Genomic DNA, 19476 nt, shown 5'->3' with positions numbered 1-19476 from the left:
TGGAGAAGTTACCCTAGTTAGGCAACAAATTCCCAACTACTCATTCGACCGTTACGATAGGTGTTAAGGAAATATGCGTAAACATTTTATCACAGGCCTCATCATCCTACTCCCTCTAGCAATTACTGTCGCTATCGTAGGCATGATTATTAACTTCCTTACACAACCATTTGTTGGACTAGTATCTGGCTTTCTAGAACCCATAAGCTTCTATGCAAAACATAGGGCTTTTCTTACCTTTGTTCTGCAAATCATTCTTCTATTTGGTCTTTTTTTTGCTACAGTGTTGCTTGGATTTCTAGCAAGATTAATGATTTTTAAATCTTTGTTATCCATTTATGACCGTATTTTGCATCGTATACCTATTATCAAGACAGTATACAAAGCAGCACAACAAGTCATGACTACAATTTTCGGTGCGCAATCTGGTTCATTTAAACAAGTAGTGATGGTGCCTTTCCCCAATGCTCAAGTACATTGCATTGGCCTTGTCGCTGGAGACGCACCCCATATTTGCTCAGATGATCCTACAGATCCCATGATTACGGTGTTTATTCCTACAACTCCAAATCCAACTTCGGGTTTTCTCACTTTATTTAAAAAATCCGATATTACATTTCTGGATATGAAAATCGAAGACGCTTTTAAATATATTATTTCTTGTGGGGTGCTAACTTCACCCTCCGCAACTGGAGAATGCTCACCAATTGCCGAGGCACTCAAACAAAATAGCTCCTCTTAAACGGGCATTCTGTTGAAAAAAAACGTATCTTCGATTATTCTTAGCGCCTAAGTACAAGCCTTTGATTTCTCTCTCACGCATTGTGGGAATTAAAAAATTCAATATCGAGTTGTTTTATGACACGCATGAGTAAGCAAGCTCGTCGCCGAGCAATGAACCCTAAGAAGCGTAAGCCTGTGTATGCTATTAAGCACCCAGCTCCAGCTCCAAGGATTGCATATAAGGCTCATAAGAATGCTGTAAGCAGCGAAAGCGTTTTTATTCCTAAAATTGGTTAAGTCACTAGAGTATAAATTATGTCTCGTCATCGTAGTTATGGAAAATCTATAAAGGGAGATACGAAGAGAAACGTTCTTAAACGTTTTGAGCGTATTGAAGTTCTACGTAAATTAGGTCGTTGGGATGACGCCACAGCCAAAAGGGCTACTGGCTTGCCTAAGACTCCTATAGTGAAGTAATTTTTCTATAAAATTTTTCCTTTGAGCAATAATTCATTACAAGTTGATATATACAACGAACAGATGTGTTTATCTATTGATATTGCGTCTGTAGATAGGCTTGTTCGTTGTTGCTTATGTTATTGGAAAATTGCAACCAATCAAATTTCTGTTTATTTCCTGGAAGATGATGCGTTAGCTCGGCTTCATGATGAAATTTTCTCAGATCCCTCTCTTACTGACACTATTACCTTACCCATAGATGCTCCCGGGATTTGTGCAACGCCTCATGTCTTAGGAGAGGCTTTTATTAGCCCTAAAGCTGCTATACGTTTTCTTGGACCACGTAGCGAAGATACAGACCTGTTATACAGAGAAATTTCTAGATATGTAGTTCACTCTCTTCTTCATCTTATTGGTTATGATGACCAAACTTCTGAAGATAGAAAGAAAATGAGAATTAAAGAAAATCAAGCGTTGTGTATGTTAGAGAAAAAACGAGCTCTGATTACAGGGTAAAATGATCTATATTTTGTTAGCTATCTTTAGCCTTGCATTAGCATGGGGGACTACTCTAACACAAAAAACGCAAGATGACTCTTCTCCTCGTCCACCATCTAATACAGCCCTGTTGCTTTCCGGGTTCCTACTGACTCTTTACGGTATATTAGGAGGAAAGATTTACCAAGAGTATTATAAATTTTTCGGCTCCTTTACTTATGTGTTTTGGTTAGTTTACGTAATGCTTGCACCCATTGCCTATGGGTTGCTTCCTTATTCTATAGGAGAAAAGCACGCAAATGGACCAGTCAATATCTTCGCTTACCTGTCTAGGTTCATACAGTCCATGCTATCACCTCTGGGATTTGTTTCTAAAAAACCAGAACTACAGCAAGTAGCGATATCTATAGATACTCCCCTATCCGAAGCTATTTGTACCTTTGATAAACTTATCGTACGTGAAGTTATGATCCCTAAAGTAGATATCTTTGCTTTACAAGAAGATACTCCTATAAAGGAAGCATTCCCTGCAATTATGGAAGAAGGGTATAGTCGCATCCCTGTATACAAAAAAGATATTGATAATATTACTGGAGTTATTCTGGTTAAGGATCTGCTCAAACTTAACAGTTCTTGTGATTCGGTTTTGCCTATATCTTCAGTAGCAAAACCCCCTTTATACGCTCCAGAAATCAAAAAAGCCTCCTCATTGCTACAAGAGTTCCGTCAAAAACATCGTCATCTCGCAATTATCGTGAACGAATATGGATTTACCGAAGGTATTGTAACTATGGAAGACATTATCGAAGAAATTTTCGGTGAAATTTCAGATGAATACGATGTAGATGAAGATATTCCGTACAAAAAAGTAGGCAACTCTTGGATAGTGGATGGCAGAATGAATATATCTGACGCTGAAGAGTACTTCAACATCACCATTCAACATGAAAATAGTTACGACACTTTAGGTGGGCACGTGTTCCATAAAGTTGGTGCTGTACCCAAAAAGGGAATGAAAATTCACCATGAGAACTTTGATATTGAAATTATTACATGTTCAGAACGTAGCGTAGGAAAATTAAAAATTACTCCAAGAAAAATCACATCATAAATCCTTAGCACGGATTTTGTTAATAATTTCTTTATATAGAAAGCTCTTGTATGCTAATCGTAGTCTGTAGCTATCATCAGGATTTCGCACAATTTACTGTGCAGCCCATGAATATTCGGTAGTAAAGCGTAGCAATAGATCCAGACAGATACTAATTGAACATTTCATAGAGTCTGCCTAGGAAAGTTTAATCTTGAAACGACTACAGATTTTGGAGCAGCAACTACAATGAATAACATCCAAAAAGAAGAAAACGGTGAAACCGTAATCCTACACCTCCATGGAAAATTGGATGGTATATTTTCTCCAGAGGTACAAGCCAGCATATCACAATCTCTGGAGAATGGTATGCGCAATGTAATTTTAGACTGTGCCCATCTAGATTATATGTCTAGCGCTGGTATTCGTGTATTACTGCAAAGCTATCATCAAGTGGGTAAAAATTTTGGGAAAATAGTACTGACTTCTGTACCCAAGACTATAGAACAAACCCTCTATGTCACGGGCTTCCTTTCCTATTTTAAAATGTTCAATAATATCTCTGAAGCATTGGAAGCTCTAAGCAAAGACGAAGATTGAGAAAAACATACTTGTCATGTATGATGACGGACTCTGTTTATTCCAACCCTTCATATCAGTATGCGCAGATCTGTTTGTTATGTTAATCCCTCGGTGGCGAGAGCTGGGCAAATATCTACGTGGAAATTCCTCTACTCGTTGGCCAATGATCTCCCAGAAGGAACAAAACTAAAATTTGATCTTGGTGGTCAGGGTAGGCCTATAGATTGGGAAGCACCGTCTACAGATCTGTCTCAACCTTCAAATACTATCTATTTGGAAACTCATCGTGGCGATGTTGTATCTGCTAAATCTATTCCGGTACCTAAAAATCCCACTCCGCAGTATGAATTCGTCCTCCCCTATAGCATAGAAGCTGGAGAAACTATTACCATTATCCTCGGCCCTTCTCCAGAGCACCCACAAGTGGATGAATCTGGCAATGGAGCCCAGTTATTCACTCAACGTCGCAAACCGTTCTATCTCTATGTAGATCCTACTGGAGAAGGTGTGTATGATGAGCCTGATGTTTTCACAATAGACATCCGTGGGAATGTATTGAAAAACATCCAGATTTTCACTCCCTCCTATGTAGTGAAAAATAAGCGATTTGATATTACTATCCGCTTTGAAGACGAATTCAACAACCTCACAAACTTTTCACCAGAAGATACCAGAATTGAACTTTCTTACGAACATTTGCGTGAAAACCTTAACTGGCAGTTATTTATTCCTGAAACGGGCTTTGTTATTCTTCCGAATTTATACTTCAATGAGCCTGGGATCTATCGTATCCAGTTAAAAAATCTCGCCACTCAAGAAATTTTTACCTCAGCTCCTATCAAATGTTTCCCTGATACTTCTCATAATTTAATGTGGGGACTATTGCATGGAGAATCTGAACGTGTAGATTCTGAAGAAAGTATCGAGGCCTGTTTAAGACACTTCCGCGATGACTGTGCTTTCAACTTTTACGCGTCTTCTTCTTTTGAGAATGAGGAAACTATTACCCCAGAGATTTCTAAGCTTGTTAATCAGGCCATCTCTGATTTTAACGAAGAAGATCGGTTCATTACTCTGCTAGGTTTTCAATACAGTGGAGAGCCTGGTATAGAGGGTATAAGACATGTGCTTCATGTCAAAGACACTAAATCGTCTGGAAAACACAAAGAATGCAAACATACTTCCTTGTCCAAATTGTATAAAACTGCGGCTCCTCATGAGTTAATTTCGATTCCATGCTTCACTGCTTCGAAATACCATGGTTATAATTTCGATAACTTCCAGCCAGAGTTTGAACGCGTTGTGGAAATTTATAATGCTTGGGGTTGCTCTGAGAGAACTGCAGATCAAGGAAATCCTTTCCCAATTCAAGGGGACAGCGATTCTGAAGTCTTAGAAGGTACAGTTCTAGAAGGATTAAAGCGCAATTTGCGTTTTGGCTTTGTAGCTGGTGGCCTCGACGATCGAGGAATCTATAAAAACTTTTTTGACGGAAATCAGCAACAATACACACCAGGTCTCACGGGAATTATCTGTAACAAGTATACTAGAGACTCGCTAGTAGATGCTTTGTATCACCGCCACTGCTATGCCACAACAGGCCCGCGGATTATTGTAAGTTTCAACATCACATCAGCTCCTATGGGTTCTGAATTATCAACAACAACGAAACCAGGTCTTGTAGTTAACAGGCATATTTCTGGCTATGTAGCTGGAACCACTCAGCTGAAAACTGTAGAGATCATTCGCAATGGGAAAGTATTACATACATTCTATCCCGACAGTAATAACTTGGATTATGAGTTTGATGATATGGCTCCTTTGGCAGAGATCACACTCGAAGATCCTAATGGTAAGTCTCCTTTTGTATTCTATTATTTGAGAGTAACACAAGTAGACCAATCTATGGCGTGGAGTTCTCCTATTTGGGTAGATCTTCACTAGTACTTTCTAAAAAGGATGTAGCAAGAAATGACGTTTTTGTTTCTTCTTGTTTGCTCGGTTGTTTTAATTATTACTGTCGCGTCTATAGTTTTTCTCGGGACGTACCTGTTGGGGCGTCCCCTATCTCGAGGATGTGGAAAAACAGACTGTTGTCATAAAAAACACTGCGATACAGCTAATTCGAAACCCTACCAATCTGATAATCATGACGATAACCCTTCCCCACAATCTAAATTGTAAAACTCCTTGGCTTAAAGAAGTATTTTTTAATTTTTCTTCAGGACATCGCTTGAGTAATGATGATGCCCTTCGACTTCTCCTTCTTGAGGATGAAAAGGATCAACAGGCCTTGTGGTCTTTCGCTGACTATATACGTGAGCAACGTGTAGGGAACACTGTATATTTTTCCTCAACTCTATATCTCTACCCCACTAATTTCTGTGATTTCCACTGTACGTTTTGTTCATTCTATGCAAAACCTGGGGACCCTAAGGGCTGGTTGTACTCTCCCGACCAACTTATAAGTATGATCCGTGAGATAGAATCACCTATTACAGAAACACATATTGTAGCAGGATGTTTTCCTTCATGTAACTTGGATTACTATGTAGAATTATTTACTAAGATTAAGTCATACTTCCCTCATATCCATATTAAAGCTCTCACAGCTATTGAGTATGCTTATCTTGCACAACTACATAACATGCCTGTCGTGGATATCTTAAGGATTCTAAAAGATGCCGGTTTGGATTCTATCCCTGGAGGGGGTGCAGATATTTTGGTTGATGAGGTTCGGCAACTACTCTCCCCTGGTCGCTTGTCTTCGGATGAATTTTTGTCCATTCATAAAACAGCACACCAACTAGGCATTCCGAGTAATAGCACCATGCTATGCTATCATCGGGAACGTCCTGAAGATCTCGTGACACACATGGAGAAGCTCCGAACTATTCAGGATGAAACTTATGGATTTAAAAATTTCATATTGCTGAAATTTGCTACAGAGAATAATGTTTTGGGAAAAAGACTATCTAAATTCGATGGTCGTCACTCTATTCCTCCAGCATCTATAATTGCTGTAGCGCGCTTATTTTTAGATAATTTCAAAAATATTAAAGCTCTTTGGAATTATTTAGGTATTGACGAAGCCCTAAAACTACTTTCATGTGGGGCTAATGATTTTTCTTCAACACATATAGGTGAGAAAGTCTTCCAGATGGCATCCTCAGGGCAATCCATAAAAATGGATATCGAAGGCATGGAAAACCTTATTAGACAAAAAGGACGGATCCCATGTCTAACAAACTCAAAAAACGTTTAGCTTTCGGTTGCGTGAGCTATATCAACGCCTTACCTTTTTCTTTAGAGCTTTCTAAAATAGATGATATTCATCTCATTACAGCTCCTCCAGCAGATCTATTGTCACGTTTAGTACAAAAGGAGTTTGCCTTTGCCTTAACTTCATCTGTTGGGATTATGTCGCATAGCTTAAACAGTATACGAGGATTCGGAATAGCAGCACATAAAGAAATATTAAGCGTAAACTTGCACGCATCTTCTTGTTTTTTCTCTTCTCCCTCACTGCGCATTGCCGTTACTCGAGAAAGTAGATCTTCCGTTATTCTCCTAAATATCCTTTGTCATTATCTATGGAAAACACCACAACCGGAAATTATTGAACTTACACCTGAGGATATCCTTTCTCCATCTGGTCAAGAATACGACGGCTGTCTCTTAATCGGAGACTCTGCCCTCCATAATCCAGAAATCCCTGGATTTGTAACTTATGATTTAGCAAAAGCATGGTATGATCTGACACAATTGCCCTTTGTATTTGCAATGGTTTTAACAAACTCGTCAAATAGTCACGATATTATACGAGATACGCTAGATACTGCGCTATCGTCTTTTGAGCGATCTTCAGAATATGTAATTCGTTATGCACAAGATAGATCCCATCTTCCAGAAGATCTCTTAAGAAAATATTATAAGCTATGCCGTTACCGACTTGAAGATGATGATTACGCAGGATTCCGAAAATTCCAACAATACTATGCCGATTTACACCAATAAACCTAATATTCAAGAAATGTTTGATTCTTTAGCAGATAGTTACGATAAAATGAATACTATCTTGTCTTTAGGCATGCATAACATCTGGAATAGTAGATTTGTTCAAATGTTAGGACGCGCAAACCATCTTATAGATCTTTGCGCTGGAACTGGCAAAGTAGTTGCGACTTACATTAAGAAATATCCGGGAGTTTCGGCCACACTCGTGGATTTTTCAAAAAATATGCTTAATTTAGCGAAGCAACGTTATCCCTGTGCAACCATGAATTTCATAGAAAGTGATATTGCATGTATGCCTTTTGAAGATAACTCTTATGACTTAGCTTCTATGGCATATGGTTTAAGAAATCTTCCCAATCCTGAGAATGCTCTCAGAGAAATCCATAGGGTGCTAACCACGACAGGAAGATTAGGAATTTTAGAACTCACATCTCCTTCTCAGCGACATCCTATCTATTTGGCGCACAAGATGTACCTCAAAGCCTTTGTCCCTTGGATAGGAAAAGTTATAACGAAAAACCACGAAGCGTATGCTTATCTTAGCAACAGCATACGCTGCCTTCCCAAAGATCAAGAACTGGAAAGCATTTTCCAACATTCCGGGTTCCTAACAGAAAGGAAACAGAAATTGTTCTGGGGTGCCGCTACAATTTGGATTCTGAAAAAATTTCCTTAAGAAGATTTTTTACGACGTTTAGTAGGAGATTTTGCTTTTGTAACAACTTTCTTTTCTTCCTCATCATCGTCATCATCGTCATCACCAAAGAAATCTCCGCTGGAAAGAGAATCGTATCCCAGCTTAGCAGATAATTCTTTAAGAGAAGCAAATCTCTCAGAAAGATTCGTAAGATTTAACTGATCTTCAACACGGCCAGAACCACGAAGATGCGCTAAGAACTCAGCCTCGGTGTCAAACTTCTCGGAGAAAGTTATCGAAGAGGCGGAGGTAATTTCAGGAAGAAAGAGGAAACGTCGTGCTGCTTGAGGAACCTTAGTATAAATATCACTCGAAATGGTAGCTTCTGCCTCTACCTTAGCTGATTGCTTAGGAGGACGCCCTCTCTTAGGACGAGGATTTAGCGCCTCATTGGAATAATAGACTTTCGCTTTGTTCAGCAACAATTGACGCGCTTGCGAGATCTCCTTGGACACCTTCGCATCAAAAAGATGTATCTTCAGTTGTTCTAAAACATGCTTAGTAAAATCCAGATCCTCTTCAAAAACAAAATGGAACTTGTTATTACGCAACCACTCTATGATACGAATCCGAGATCGTTCAACATAGAATTGTTGCCACTTCTCCAGCTCAGACTCATGATCATAAATAAACTCCAAAAACTGCTCACGAGCATTCTTAGATTGCAGAATCTCTAAAAACTTTTCCTTAGTATCAATATCATAGATCTTTTCATTAATGAACGTTTCCATGATTTTTTTGACTTCATAAAATGTCAACTTAGGAATTAAACAATAGCGATCCGCATTTTCTTCTAACTCCTGATATATTTTATCAAGATCTTCCTGATCCTTATCAAGATCGATATAGAGAATAAATCCCTCAACACGGTCTAAATAAAAATCCCTCTCATCATCGGATTTGGAAAAAGCATCCATAAGACGGAGGACACGTAACAAAAGAGGATTTTGTGGTACAGGATATGTTGTCATAGGCCAGAATTATAAAAGAATTGTAGTTAGAGAGCAAGATATCTATCCTTGTGTGAATATTTCTCTATGGTATGAAGAAAAACGTCCTCTCTAATTGCACGGGGGCTTCCAAATATACCCCTCCATTATGCATAGAAATTTTTATTCGTACATTTTCTATAGTAATTGCAGTTATATCAACATTATTCCAGTTACATTGTTGAGCCATAGCAATAGCTGCTGCTGTAGCACCAGTACCACAGGCTGCTGACTCCCTCTCTAGTCCTCTCTCATACGTGCGTATGTAAAGCTCTCGTTTAGATTTTATTTCAACGAAGTTCACATTAGTACCATCTGGACTAAAATCAGGATGATAACGGAATTGTTTTCCATAAACATCGACATTAATTTTAGAGATATCATCAACAAATACTACAATATGCGGGACACCAGTGTTAACTTTTACAACGCTATCCGAAAAACCTGGAATTTTCTCACTCAAAATACATTTGCACAAACCAAAATCAGGAAGAGTCATATCCACTATCACCCTATCCCAAGAATAAAATCTTCCTGAGTACAAACCTGAATCCGTTTCTACAAGGATTGGATCGTTTGACGAAACTTGAGCAACATGCGCGATAGCGCAACGTAATCCGTTGCCACACATAGCAGGACGAGAACCATCATCATTGAAAATAATTAGTCTAATATCCGCAATCGAAGAAGGCTGAATGAACAAAAACCCATCGGTGTGTGTTTTGCGACATAACGCAATAATCTCACCTATAGTAGGGCAAGATTCGCTCAAAATAAAACGATTACCTGCCCCAGAATATACAAAATAACTACAAATCGTTGAAAGAGAAGAGGATTCCATCTAATAAGCCAAAATCCTTAGCTTCGTCTGCAGTCATCCACATATCTCTATCAATGGCCTTTTCAATAATTTCGCGAGGTTGCCCAGTAGCTTCAACATAAACGTTTACAATACGAGCTTTTGTTTTTAAAATTTCACGAGCATGAATATCCAGATCTGTAGCCTGACCAGTGATTGTTCCTCCTATAGAAGGTTGATGAATCATGATCCGCGCATGGGGAGTTGCAAAACGACGTCCAGGTGCTGCGCATAAACTTAATACGGATCCCATAGAAGCAGCTAATCCAGTCACTACGGTTGTCACTGGAGATGTCAACATTTTAATTTGATCCCAAACAGCGAAACCTGCGTCTACGGAACCACCCGGACTATTAATTACAAAGACTATAGGCTGACCTGGGCTAGTAAGTTCCAAATACCAAAGCTTTTTGATCGCATCAGCAGCACTTTTCTCCGTTACAGGCTCAGAGAAAAATACTCGACGCGTCTCTAAAATCTTTCTATCTATAATGTCTTGCAACTTGTGAATCATTTCTCCATCAGGCATAGACTATATATCTCCAAACTAAATTAGCGCTTCTAGATCGATTTCGGGATACAGAGGGAACCGTGATAATAAATCTTGAACTCTCTCTTTTGCCTCCTGAGCAATATCTACAGGAAGCTCTCCTTCACTTTTATTCGAACTATCACCAGCATTACGTCTCAAAGTAATATTTCGCAATACTTTCACTACAATATTAGCAACTTCTTCCATTTCATCTTTGCCCATACCCAATGTCGTAAGGGCTGGTGTACCTAAACGTATACCGGATGTATCCCATTTACCAACAGCATCAGAAGGTATTGTATTACGATTCACAGCAATCCCTATAGAACTGAGGACATCTTCAGCTATACGACCGGAAATCCCAAGAGATGTAAGATCAATAATCATCATATGATTATCTGTGCCTCCAGTAAGCAGACGCAACCCCTGCTTTTGGAACTGATCAGCTAAAGTACGGGCGTTATCCACAACTTGGTGAGCATATTTTTTGAAATCTACGGTTAAAGCTTCTTTCAAAGCTATTGCCTTCGCAGCAACAACATGAGGTAACGGACCGCCCATCATCAAAGGACAAGCTCTATTAATCATAGAATCATACTCCTTAGACGCTAAAACCAGCCCACCTCGAGGACCACGTAAAGTTTTATGTGTCGTCGTTGTCACCATCTGTGCATAGGGAATAGGGTTTTCCTCTCCCGTAAAGACACCGCCAGCTACGAGACCGGCAAAATGGGCCATATCCACCCACAAAACTGCTCCACAATCATCAGCAATTTGTCGTAAAGTAGCAAAATTGAGCCTACGAGAATATGAGGAATAGCCCGCTATCAGCACTGTAGGTTTATGTTCTTTACACAGACGAGAAATGTCATCGTAATCAAAACACTCGGTTTTCGCATTAACATGGTAAGAGAGACAATGCATTAATTTAGACATGATGTTTAAGCGTACTGTACCATGTGTTAGATGGCCTCCAGAATTCAAAGAAGGACCTAAACATACATGAGAAGACATCTCCTTTTTCAACTCACTGTATTCTTCATCAGTAAGATCATTAACCGTTTTATACCCTAAACGCTTGACAATTGGACTTTGTATTTTATGAGTTATAATTGACATAATGGCCAAAAGATTGGCATCTGCACCAGAGTGAGGCTGAACAAAAGCACTGTCAGCACCAAAAAGTTCTTTAGCCGCTTCGGCACATTCCCATTCAATAGCGTCTACGTTCTCACAGCAGGAATAAAAACGTTTAAAAGGACTGCCCTCACAATACTTATCTGTCAACAAATTGCCCATGGCAAGCTGTACTGACAAAGAGGAGAAGTTCTCTGAGGCAATCATTTTCAGACGAGATCTCTGACTCTTTAACTCATCTACGATACTTTTACCTATAGACGGGAAGGTATGCAGCAAATGATCTAATGCAGCTAGATAAGCAGTCGATGCTAAATTTTGTCCTTGTTTGCCCGAGGCATTTTCTAAAAACTTATGTAACAATGATGCCACCGTCTACCTCTCTATTTTAAAAAATTAAAACGCCCCTACAGGTCAACAATAACCCCAAAAACGCTTAACATATACCATCGTAATAACCTGCGAATCTTTAGAGTAAGAAATCAAAAAGCAGGTTGAAACTACCTGAACACGGTAATCCTCCGAAGACAAATTCTCATTATGCTCAGCGCTTAGAAATTTTCTATATGAAAGAAATTATTAACGCAAACGCTTTACGTTTTCCAGTGACTCTAAGCATACTAACTAAAATAGTTTTCTATGCTAAGATATTACAAGCAAGGTAATAACCATGACATTATATTTAGGGTTAAACAAACAAACTGCAAAAAAATATCAGGCAGATTTTCTGCCTATCTTACGTGTGTCTCCCTACTCACTGAATTGCCCGCAATTACGTAAAGCATCAAAATATTTAGAAAAATCAACTCATGTGATTATTACCAGTCCCTCATCAACATCTCTGTTTATTTCAAAGATGAAAAGAGCACATTCTTTGAGGTCTTTGAGAGAAAAGTATTATATTTGCATAGGACAAGCAACAGAACAAAGGTTAAAAAATCTTGTTCCTAAAGCGAAGATAATAACTGCGAAAGAAGAGACTAGTGAAGGAATTGTACCCATTCTCAAATCATGTTCCCGGGATTGTTATTTCCTCTATCCCCATTCAGCATTATCTCGACCAATTATTAAAAAATTCCTTCAGGAAGAACACAGAAAACATTTTGCATATGCTCACTATAATGTCAGGCCTGTAGCTCTATCAGTAAGAGTATTCGGTAAATATAAAAATATAATACTTACCAGCCCTTCTGGAGTTCGGGCTTATGCACGAATTTTCCCTAACTTACCAAATAAACACCACTGGTGCCTTGGCCCTATTACATTTAATGAATTTAAAAAAATATACAATCACCCTCCGTTATTATTTTCTAATTAACTAATTCAACTAAATCGTGACACAAAAACTATTCCCATATAGAATGCCCCGAAATTATTAATAATTTAGACAAATTTTATGCCTTATTATGTGATTAGGCGTAGTGGAAATACGAGCTTCACTGAACCTCTAACCATGTTTGCTAGAGGCACTCCCGCAAAGCGTGCTTTAACAAAAGCCCTATACGCATTTACAGCGCAAGTTTTTGGTATCCTATGTTTGATCACAGGTGCTATTCTAGCGGCCGTATACCTTCATCCTCTGTCCATTCTTGCCATTCTAGTTCTGGTCCCGATTTACTTTGTGGTGCGCTGTCTTCTCACAAATCAGTTAAGAAAACTTTACATAGCCCTAGACATATTTCCCTCAAAAAACCTCATAAAATAATTTCAATTAATTAGAAAATCAAAAAAACGATTATAATAACTTATTACCCTTAATAATTAATTAACCTAAAACAAACAAGGTTAAATAAAAACAACCATGGTAAAGAAGTGACGACTAATAATATTGTTACGGCGACGCCGTCAAATCACACAATGCTATTTTCACAAAAGGAGATAGCGTTACAAAATCAAGCCAAGCTTATCAGGATTGCCTCTGTTGCTTTGCTCAGTATCCAGGCTATAGGCTGCCTTGCTGCTGCTATTGGATTAACGGTAGCATTAGGTTCGCCTGTTTTCCTAGGACTCATTCTTGTCTCCGTATTGCTCAGTATTATGGCTTTTACTGTTCATAAATATCTAACAGAAGCACCCTCTGGAGATTGGTCGAATTCTTTGACGGCATACTTCCGATCAATTCCTGCTACCACAGCTGATGCCAACTTCTCTTCGAAACGTTCTGACGTGGTATTCTTCCAAAATAAATATAACCCAAAAATCACTTTAGGCATTTGGGATAATCCTGAAGTACCGTTTTCTTTAGAACTATTTGCAATGCAGAAAGAAAGGCGTGGCCAAGAAACACCATTTGCTAATGCAATGATGTTCAACTTAGTCCCCGCATCTGAGGAGAACTCCCAAATTAGTATGAACTTAAACCTATCAAAATGCTTATACCAAGACTTGGCTAAAATAGATAAACAAGTAAAAGCATGGTATTCATGTAATAGGCGAGATAGCAGTAGCGCGGCACACCAACCTTTCCTACCAACAGAAACACGATCGGCAGAAATTCATCTGGAAGACCCCTCTTCTAGAGGAGCAGGAGACTATAAACGCTATCCTCATTACCTAGGGCATGCTCGAGGACCAGCAGTAAAAGAATTTCCGGGACAAGATCACAAAGTGCAAACAGACTATTACCGTAGAGCCTATGTTACATATGTAAATTGCTTGGAAGAAGCTCTTGCTCGCGGATGTACAACGGTTGCGGTACCCCTATTTAGTTCGGTTTATGAAGTTTCTTCAAGAGACAAGAACCCCAAAGCTCAAGAGGTATATGACTGGTCCTTAAACTGTCAAAACCTTTGTAAAATGGCTCTTGTGGAGGCCACTAATTCTGTAGCACGCTCACACTCCAGAGAGACCAGGCTGCTTGTTGTTTTACAAGATCCGTTTGCTGCAGTCTAAAAAAAGTAGAGGGATTTTATTTTGGGGACCTACTCTCTTTGTCCCCATGCCTAAAAGAATTTTATGACTAGGAAATTAAAAAATTGAAAAACACTCCTTCCCCACTAAAATTACATCGCACTCTATCACTAACATCTACAAAATATTTTCTTTATTACTGCAAAGTGTTAATTCAAATTGCAATACTATAATTTACTTAAATTCCTATACCTTAGGAATTTCTTTTGTTGAAAAAAACGTTCTTTACTTCTTGCAAGAAAAGCAGTAAACTGGCTTTCTTCTTCAGATGTACTCGCTCCTAAAGTTCCATGATTTGGCATCCGTATTTAGGAGTCACAAGCCACACAAGTAAGGATTAGTTTTCATGCATGACGCCCTCGAGAGCATTTTAGCCATTCAAGAGCTCGATATTAAGATGATTCGCTTAATGCGAGTTAAAAAGGAGCATCAAAAAGAGCTCGCTAAGGTCCAATCCCTTAAAGCTGATATTCGTCGTAAAGTCCAGGAAAAAGAACAAGAAATGGAGAGCTTGAAGAATCAGATTAAGGAAGGGGAAAATCGGATTCAGGAAATTTCCGATCAAATTAATAAATTGGAAAATCAACAAGCTGCCGTTAAAAAAATGGATGAGTTTAATGCTCTCACACAAGAAATGACAGCAGCCAATAAGGAGCGGCGTGCGCTAGAACATCAACTTAGCGACCTTATGGATAAGCAAGCTGGTGGTGAAGATCTCATTGTTTCTTTAAAAGAGAGTCTTGCGTCTACGGAGAACAGCAGTTCTGCTATTGAGAAAGAGATCTTCGAAAGCATCCGTAAAATCAATGAGGAAGGCCAAGCCCTACTTAAACAACGTGATGACTTAAGAGATCAGACTGACCCAGAATTGTTCAGTATCTATGAGCGCTTATTAAATAATAAGAAGGATCGTGTTGTAGTTCCTATTGAGAATCGGGTATGCAGTGGTTGTCATATCGTGTTGACACCTCAGCATGAGAATTTAGTTAGAAAGAAAGATCGTCTGATTTTCTGTGAACATTGCTCGAGAATTTTATATTGGCAAGAGCCGCAGGCTCTCGCTTCCGATAGTTCTACGGTAAAACGCCGTCGACGTCGTACTGCGGTATAGCTAACAAGTTAATCGGAAGAGAAAGGCAACCGCTTGTTTTTATCCTCGTCCTGTCTTTTGTTGGGGATAGATATGAGAGGAAAGTCTGGACTTCATAAGAGAAGATACTGGAGAAACTCCAGGGGCCGTGAGGCTACGGAAAGTGCAACAGAAAACATTCCGCTATAAAAATTTTTATAGACAGGCTGAAAATTCCTATTTTAAGAATAGGAGCTACTAAGGTGACTTAGTAGACATGTAAACCCTATCTGAAGCAAGAAGAAAAAGTTATCGTCTCTGCGAGAGTGAAAGAAATTCACAGGCTTTTTCGTGATCGCTTGAGATACACAGTAATGTGTATCCTAGATGAATGGTTGCCCTCAAAATGGCTTTGTCATTTTGTAGACAGAATCCGGCTTACTCTCTCTTCCGATCTTTTACACCAGCCCTGCCTTTGCTAGTGTGTGCATATGTAGCAATCCTACGATGCGCTTTTGACAATCTAGAACGGGAAGAATAGTAACCGGGCTTCCTGTTTCCATGATTTCTAAAGCTGCAAGTACACTAGCGTCTGCATCTATGGCTTTAGGATTGGAAGTCATAACAGTTTTTAATTTCCGTTTAAGAACATCTCCTCCTAGAGAAGCTAAAGATCTGCGCAAATCACCATCAGTAAAAATACCTAGCAGTTCTGTACTCTCATTGACAATACAAACACATCCACAATTGTAAGTAGAGAAAATATTCAGCGAATCATCAACAGTATCTTCAGGAGAACATAAAGGAAGATCCTCTCTAGCAAACATATAATCTTTCACTTTCTTATTTGCTTTCAGACCGATTTGTCCACTAGGATGATTTTTTCCATAGGTTTCTAAAGAAATCTCACGGCAACGTAAGAGAGCAATAGATAACAGATCACCGAATAACATCTGGCAAATCGTTGAAGTAGTCGGCACTAAATTGTAAGGATCTAACTCGTCTAAATCTGGAAGAATGATCACATGATCAGAAAGAACCGCCAAACTGGAATATGCTGAAGAAGTGATCCCAACCAGGAAGACGTTCCTTTCTTTCAGATATGGAACAGCTTCAAGGAGTTCTTTTGTTTCTCCACTCTTAGAAAATAAGCAGACAATATCTCCAGAATTTACAACCCCCAGATCTCCATGAAGAAGATCTCCTGATAAGAGAAACTGAACACGCTCCCCAAATGACTGGAGAGTAGAAACAATCTTTCTAGCAACACACCCACTCTTCCCAACTCCAGAAAAAAACAGCCAGCCGGAATGGCTAAGAATCCTTTCTGCTAGTAACCAAGTGTCATTAGTATGAAAATTTTGGAAGAACTCTTCCAAAATTGCTCTTTGTTTACTCAAGATCTCATCACATATATTATTCATTACTGTTGGAGAAAGCATTTCCAGAGCCCCTAGGAAATCAATAGCCAGGTTACCCCATGGTAACAGACTCTAATCGATTTTTCAAAGAGGTTAAAAACTCACTACCGTAAATACCGTCCAAAACTCTATGATCGAAGGTCAATGTGACATAAACCATTTTCCTAATTGCTAAAGAGTCGTCATCACGAACAACAATACGCTTTTGAATAGTACCGATACCGATAATTGCGACTTCTGGGTAACGGATAATTGGCATGCCAATTAGTGCCCCGGTCATACCAAAATTGGTCACAGTAACACTACCATCGCGTACTTCTGAATGATCCAGTTTATTGGCACGAGCACGAGCGGATAAATCTGCTAAACTTTTTGCTATACTTACTAATCCTCGATCTTGACAATTGCGGATTACAGGGACAACAACTCCTTCCTTGTTGAGGTTAACAGCAACACCTACATTGATAGATTTTTTGACTACAATGGTATCTCCGTCTAAAGAACCATTCAGCAATGGAAATTGCTCCAAAGCTCGAGCTAAACACTGAATGATAAAACTTGTAATTGTCAGTTTAACACCATGTGTAGCAAAAAATCTCTCACGTTCTTCTGCTATCAGATTCATGAGATCCGTAACATCTACGTCAACAACCAAAGATGCATGAGGAACTTCATCTGAAGATTTGGATAATGAAGAAGCTAAGGCCCTACGCAGTGGAGACATAGGAATACGATTTTCGTTGGCGTTAACCGATAATTCCTCTGAAGTAGTAGATGCACGCGCGCTGGAAATATATGTTTCCAAATCTTTACGTGTAACGCGACCATCATTCCCGCTACCCTGAATACTCTGAAGCTCCTGGATACCTATTCCTTCACGATTTGCTAAACTTAAAACAGCAGGAGAAAACCAACCAGATGTCTTCTTATTCTCTTGGAAACATGAAGCGGCTTCGCCACCACAACTAGAGAGGAGAGGTTTTTCTTCTTCACTATTGGGCTTTGCAATATCTAAGATGGCGAGAACATCGTCTGGAGCAACCTCATCTCCTTCGTCAACTAGACACTTCACTAATCTTCCCGATTGTGGAGAAGCTAACTCAGTGGCAATTTTATCTGTGGACACTTCAATTAAGGGCTCATCTTTTTGAACGCTATCACCCACCTGCTTTAGCCAGCGAACAACAGAACCACCAGCACCAGATTCACCAATCTTGGGAAACCGAAATTCAAACATGTCCAATCCCTCTTATATTGTTTCGGGGCGCTCTTTTTTTATAATTTGAGAAGATGTTACTTCTCCTTCACTAGATGCGACGTATAATGCCACCACAGCATCCCCAAGGATATTCATAGGTGTGCCAATAATATCCCTAATTCTATCGATTCCTGCAATAACTCCAATTCCCTGAATAGGGAGCCCCACTGAGCCTAAAACACAGCCTAAAGTCAACATGCCCCCACCAGGGACTCCAGCACTACCAACGGCTGATAGCGTAGCAGTAACAACAATCAATAGTAAACTGGTTAATGGAAGAGGACAATTATACGCTTGAGCAATGAATACTGCAGCCATCGCTTGGAAAATTGCTGTACCATTCATATTGACGGTAGCGCCTAAAGGCAATACGAATCCTGATACTTCTGAAGAGACACCAAGATTGTTAGATACACAACGCATCGTCATGGGCAATGTTGCCGAGCTACTTGCTGTAGATGCAGCACAGGAAATGGCATCTAGCATGCCAGTAAGAAATCGAGTAAAAGGCATCTTACAACCAAAGCGGACCATGCCACCAAACACAAAAAATGCATGGAAGAAACAAGCTAGATAAAATGCAAATACAAATTTTCCTAGCTGCCAAAGGATACTGACTCCGTGACTACCAGAAATCCAAGCAATACTTGCTCCAATACCATAAGGAGCAAATGACATGACAATACCCACCATACGAAGAAGGACTTCTGAAAGGCTTTCAATAAACTTAGCAACAGGTTTGCCATGATCTCCTGCAAGTCGTAAAGACACACCTAAAAAAATCGCAAAAACAATGATCTGCAAAATATTTCCTTCTACGAACGCCTTAGCAACGTTGGAAGGGAAAATTTGTAGCATCATAGAGAAGAGATTTAATCCACCTTTACCTTGTAAAGCAGAGGCATCAAAATTGATTTGTGCTGCTTGTGAGAGATCGCATCCCTTCCCGGGACTAAAAAATTGTGCGAAACACAAACCAATGATAATCGCGAGGCAAGTTGTTCCCAAGTATAGTGACAAGCTCTTAATGCCAATACGCCCTAGCTTTTTCATATCGCTAATTGAAGCAATACCTAAAACTATAGAGCAGAATACTAGAGGATGAACAACCATTCCTAGGAGGTTCAAAAAAATGTCCCCAATGGGCTTGACTATGGCAGCTCGTTCGCCTAAAACTAAACCTACGGCAACCCCAATAAACAGGCCTATCAAGATTTTCATCCATAGTTTCATTA

General features: G+C 39.4%; 22 protein-coding genes and 1 other RNA gene. 16 read left to right on the top strand and 7 right to left on the bottom strand.

What is annotated here, in order from left to right:
• Positions 1-73: 73 nt before the first annotated feature.
• The 11 genes from H359_RS01480 (at position 74) to ubiE (ending at position 8045) form a co-directional block, all read left to right on the top strand.
• A complete protein-coding gene (locus H359_RS01480) occupies positions 74-742 on the top strand; it encodes a DUF502 domain-containing protein (protein ID WP_020370961.1) in 669 nt (222 codons plus the stop codon).
• A 116-nt stretch (positions 743-858) separates the two neighbouring features.
• Complete coding sequence (locus H359_RS05140) at positions 859-1020, top strand: hypothetical protein (RefSeq protein WP_020370960.1); 162 nt, start codon at positions 859-861, stop codon at positions 1018-1020.
• Between the two features lie 18 nt (positions 1021-1038).
• Positions 1039-1200, top strand: a complete 162-nt coding sequence (locus tag H359_RS05070; protein ID WP_020370959.1) for a small basic protein — start codon at positions 1039-1041, stop codon at positions 1198-1200.
• Between the two features lie 21 nt (positions 1201-1221).
• Positions 1222-1698, top strand: coding sequence for an rRNA maturation RNase YbeY (ybeY, locus tag H359_RS01475; RefSeq protein WP_035392297.1), 477 nt, complete (start codon positions 1222-1224; stop codon positions 1696-1698).
• Position 1699: 1 nt separating this feature from the next.
• Complete coding sequence (locus H359_RS01470; protein ID WP_020370957.1) at positions 1700-2791, top strand: hemolysin family protein; 1092 nt, start codon at positions 1700-1702, stop codon at positions 2789-2791.
• A 228-nt stretch (positions 2792-3019) separates the two neighbouring features.
• Positions 3020-3370, top strand: a complete 351-nt coding sequence (locus tag H359_RS01465) for an anti-sigma factor antagonist (RefSeq protein ID WP_020370956.1) — start codon at positions 3020-3022, stop codon at positions 3368-3370.
• A 60-nt stretch (positions 3371-3430) separates the two neighbouring features.
• A complete protein-coding gene (locus tag H359_RS01460) occupies positions 3431-5296 on the top strand; it encodes a DUF3604 domain-containing protein (RefSeq protein ID WP_035392294.1) in 1866 nt (621 codons plus the stop codon).
• Positions 5297-5323: 27 nt separating this feature from the next.
• Positions 5324-5536, top strand: coding sequence for a hypothetical protein (locus H359_RS05065; protein ID WP_020370954.1), 213 nt, complete (start codon positions 5324-5326; stop codon positions 5534-5536).
• The gene (locus H359_RS01455; RefSeq protein ID WP_020370953.1) at positions 5502-6617 is read left to right on the top strand and encodes a CofH family radical SAM protein; all 1116 of its coding nucleotides are present in this window, start codon (positions 5502-5504) and stop codon (positions 6615-6617) included. Before H359_RS05065 ends, H359_RS01455 begins: the two co-directional genes overlap by 35 nt.
• Positions 6590-7369: a menaquinone biosynthesis protein gene (locus H359_RS01450; RefSeq protein WP_020370952.1), complete on the top strand. Its 780-nt coding sequence runs from the start codon at positions 6590-6592 to the stop codon at positions 7367-7369. Before H359_RS01455 ends, H359_RS01450 begins: the two co-directional genes overlap by 28 nt.
• Positions 7350-8045, top strand: a complete 696-nt coding sequence (gene ubiE, locus H359_RS01445) for a bifunctional demethylmenaquinone methyltransferase/2-methoxy-6-polyprenyl-1,4-benzoquinol methylase UbiE (protein WP_020370951.1) — start codon at positions 7350-7352, stop codon at positions 8043-8045. Before H359_RS01450 ends, ubiE begins: the two co-directional genes overlap by 20 nt.
• Here ubiE and H359_RS01440 read toward each other — a convergent pair.
• The 4 genes from H359_RS01440 to H359_RS01425 all read right to left on the bottom strand — a co-directional run bounded on the left by H359_RS01440 (position 8042) and on the right by H359_RS01425 (position 11955).
• Positions 8042-9037 (bottom strand): UPF0158 family protein, encoded by a 996-nt coding sequence (locus H359_RS01440; protein ID WP_020370950.1) that lies wholly within the window; start codon positions 9035-9037, stop codon positions 8042-8044. The two genes, ubiE and H359_RS01440, sit on opposite strands and share 4 nt — an antisense overlap.
• A 64-nt stretch (positions 9038-9101) precedes the next feature.
• The gene (gene dapF, locus H359_RS01435) at positions 9102-9896 is read right to left on the bottom strand and encodes a bifunctional diaminopimelate epimerase/glutamate racemase (protein ID WP_020370949.1); all 795 of its coding nucleotides are present in this window, start codon (positions 9894-9896) and stop codon (positions 9102-9104) included.
• Entirely contained in the window at positions 9865-10443 is a 579-nt protein-coding gene (locus tag H359_RS01430) for an ATP-dependent Clp protease proteolytic subunit (protein WP_020370948.1), read from the bottom strand. Before H359_RS01430 ends, dapF begins: the two co-directional genes overlap by 32 nt.
• Positions 10444-10461: 18 nt before the next feature.
• Positions 10462-11955, bottom strand: a complete 1494-nt coding sequence (locus H359_RS01425) for a glycine hydroxymethyltransferase (protein WP_020370947.1) — start codon at positions 11953-11955, stop codon at positions 10462-10464.
• Positions 11956-12253: 298 nt separating this feature from the next.
• Here H359_RS01425 and H359_RS01420 point away from each other — a divergent pair, with 298 nt between their 5' ends.
• From H359_RS01420 to rnpB, 5 genes are all read left to right on the top strand, one after another.
• The gene (locus tag H359_RS01420) at positions 12254-12901 is read left to right on the top strand and encodes a uroporphyrinogen-III synthase (protein ID WP_020370945.1); all 648 of its coding nucleotides are present in this window, start codon (positions 12254-12256) and stop codon (positions 12899-12901) included.
• A 78-nt stretch (positions 12902-12979) separates the two neighbouring features.
• The gene (locus H359_RS01415; RefSeq protein WP_021119536.1) at positions 12980-13288 is read left to right on the top strand and encodes a hypothetical protein; all 309 of its coding nucleotides are present in this window, start codon (positions 12980-12982) and stop codon (positions 13286-13288) included.
• A 107-nt stretch (positions 13289-13395) separates the two neighbouring features.
• A complete protein-coding gene (locus H359_RS01410; protein WP_155848241.1) occupies positions 13396-14475 on the top strand; it encodes a macro domain-containing protein in 1080 nt (359 codons plus the stop codon).
• A gap of 364 nt (positions 14476-14839) precedes the next feature.
• Positions 14840-15604: a zinc ribbon domain regulatory protein CdsZ gene (gene cdsZ / locus H359_RS01405; protein ID WP_020370941.1), complete on the top strand. Its 765-nt coding sequence runs from the start codon at positions 14840-14842 to the stop codon at positions 15602-15604.
• Positions 15605-15617: 13 nt separating this feature from the next.
• Positions 15618-16019, top strand: an RNA gene (gene rnpB / locus H359_RS04980) — RNase P RNA component class A.
• Between the two features lies 1 nt (position 16020).
• Here the strand turns inward: rnpB and H359_RS01400 are convergent.
• From H359_RS01400 to H359_RS01390, 3 genes are read right to left on the bottom strand one after another with little or no spacing between them, the layout of a single operon-like run.
• A complete protein-coding gene (locus tag H359_RS01400; protein WP_020370940.1) occupies positions 16021-17004 on the bottom strand; it encodes a KpsF/GutQ family sugar-phosphate isomerase in 984 nt (327 codons plus the stop codon).
• A 31-nt stretch (positions 17005-17035) separates the two neighbouring features.
• The gene (locus H359_RS01395) at positions 17036-18220 is read right to left on the bottom strand and encodes a dihydrolipoamide acetyltransferase family protein (RefSeq protein WP_020370939.1); all 1185 of its coding nucleotides are present in this window, start codon (positions 18218-18220) and stop codon (positions 17036-17038) included.
• 12 nt (positions 18221-18232) lie between these two features.
• On the bottom strand, positions 18233-19474 hold the full coding sequence (locus tag H359_RS01390) for a dicarboxylate/amino acid:cation symporter (protein WP_020370938.1): 1242 nt from the start codon (positions 19472-19474) through the stop codon (positions 18233-18235).
• Between the last annotated feature and the right edge of the window lie 2 nt (positions 19475-19476).

The organism is Chlamydia ibidis 10-1398/6 (assembly GCF_000454725.1).
Classification (GTDB): Bacteria; Chlamydiota; Chlamydiia; order Chlamydiales; family Chlamydiaceae; genus Chlamydia; species Chlamydia ibidis.
Note: the sequence above shows the minus strand (reverse complement) of the source record. Positions and strands in the feature narration are given on the sequence as shown.

Bases quoted from the DNA above. Each gene is read 5' to 3' on its own strand.
- H359_RS01395 (WP_020370939.1), bottom strand. From the start codon at position 18,220: ATGTTTGAATTTCGGTTTCCCAAGATTGGTGAATCTGGTGCTGGTGGT.
- dapF (WP_020370949.1), bottom strand. From the start codon at position 9,896: ATGGAATCCTCTTCTCTTTCAACGATTTGTAGTTATTTTGTATATTCT.
- H359_RS01450 (WP_020370952.1), top strand. From the start codon at position 6,590: ATGTCTAACAAACTCAAAAAACGTTTAGCTTTCGGTTGCGTGAGCTAT.
- cdsZ (WP_020370941.1), top strand. From the start codon at position 14,840: ATGCATGACGCCCTCGAGAGCATTTTAGCCATTCAAGAGCTCGATATT.
- H359_RS01400 (WP_020370940.1), bottom strand. From the start codon at position 17,004: ATGCTTTCTCCAACAGTAATGAATAATATATGTGATGAGATCTTGAGT.
- H359_RS01480 (WP_020370961.1), top strand. From the start codon at position 74: ATGCGTAAACATTTTATCACAGGCCTCATCATCCTACTCCCTCTAGCA.
- H359_RS05140 (WP_020370960.1), top strand. From the start codon at position 859: ATGACACGCATGAGTAAGCAAGCTCGTCGCCGAGCAATGAACCCTAAG.
- H359_RS01440 (WP_020370950.1), bottom strand. From the start codon at position 9,037: ATGACAACATATCCTGTACCACAAAATCCTCTTTTGTTACGTGTCCTC.
- H359_RS01420 (WP_020370945.1), top strand. From the start codon at position 12,254: ATGACATTATATTTAGGGTTAAACAAACAAACTGCAAAAAAATATCAG.
- H359_RS01465 (WP_020370956.1), top strand. From the start codon at position 3,020: ATGAATAACATCCAAAAAGAAGAAAACGGTGAAACCGTAATCCTACAC.
- H359_RS01390 (WP_020370938.1), bottom strand. From the start codon at position 19,474: ATGAAACTATGGATGAAAATCTTGATAGGCCTGTTTATTGGGGTTGCC.
- H359_RS05070 (WP_020370959.1), top strand. From the start codon at position 1,039: ATGTCTCGTCATCGTAGTTATGGAAAATCTATAAAGGGAGATACGAAG.
- H359_RS05065 (WP_020370954.1), top strand. From the start codon at position 5,324: ATGACGTTTTTGTTTCTTCTTGTTTGCTCGGTTGTTTTAATTATTACT.
- H359_RS01415 (WP_021119536.1), top strand. From the start codon at position 12,980: ATGCCTTATTATGTGATTAGGCGTAGTGGAAATACGAGCTTCACTGAA.
- ubiE (WP_020370951.1), top strand. From the start codon at position 7,350: ATGCCGATTTACACCAATAAACCTAATATTCAAGAAATGTTTGATTCT.
- H359_RS01460 (WP_035392294.1), top strand. From the start codon at position 3,431: ATGCGCAGATCTGTTTGTTATGTTAATCCCTCGGTGGCGAGAGCTGGG.
- H359_RS01470 (WP_020370957.1), top strand. From the start codon at position 1,700: ATGATCTATATTTTGTTAGCTATCTTTAGCCTTGCATTAGCATGGGGG.
- H359_RS01430 (WP_020370948.1), bottom strand. From the start codon at position 10,443: ATGCCTGATGGAGAAATGATTCACAAGTTGCAAGACATTATAGATAGA.
- H359_RS01455 (WP_020370953.1), top strand. From the start codon at position 5,502: ATGACGATAACCCTTCCCCACAATCTAAATTGTAAAACTCCTTGGCTT.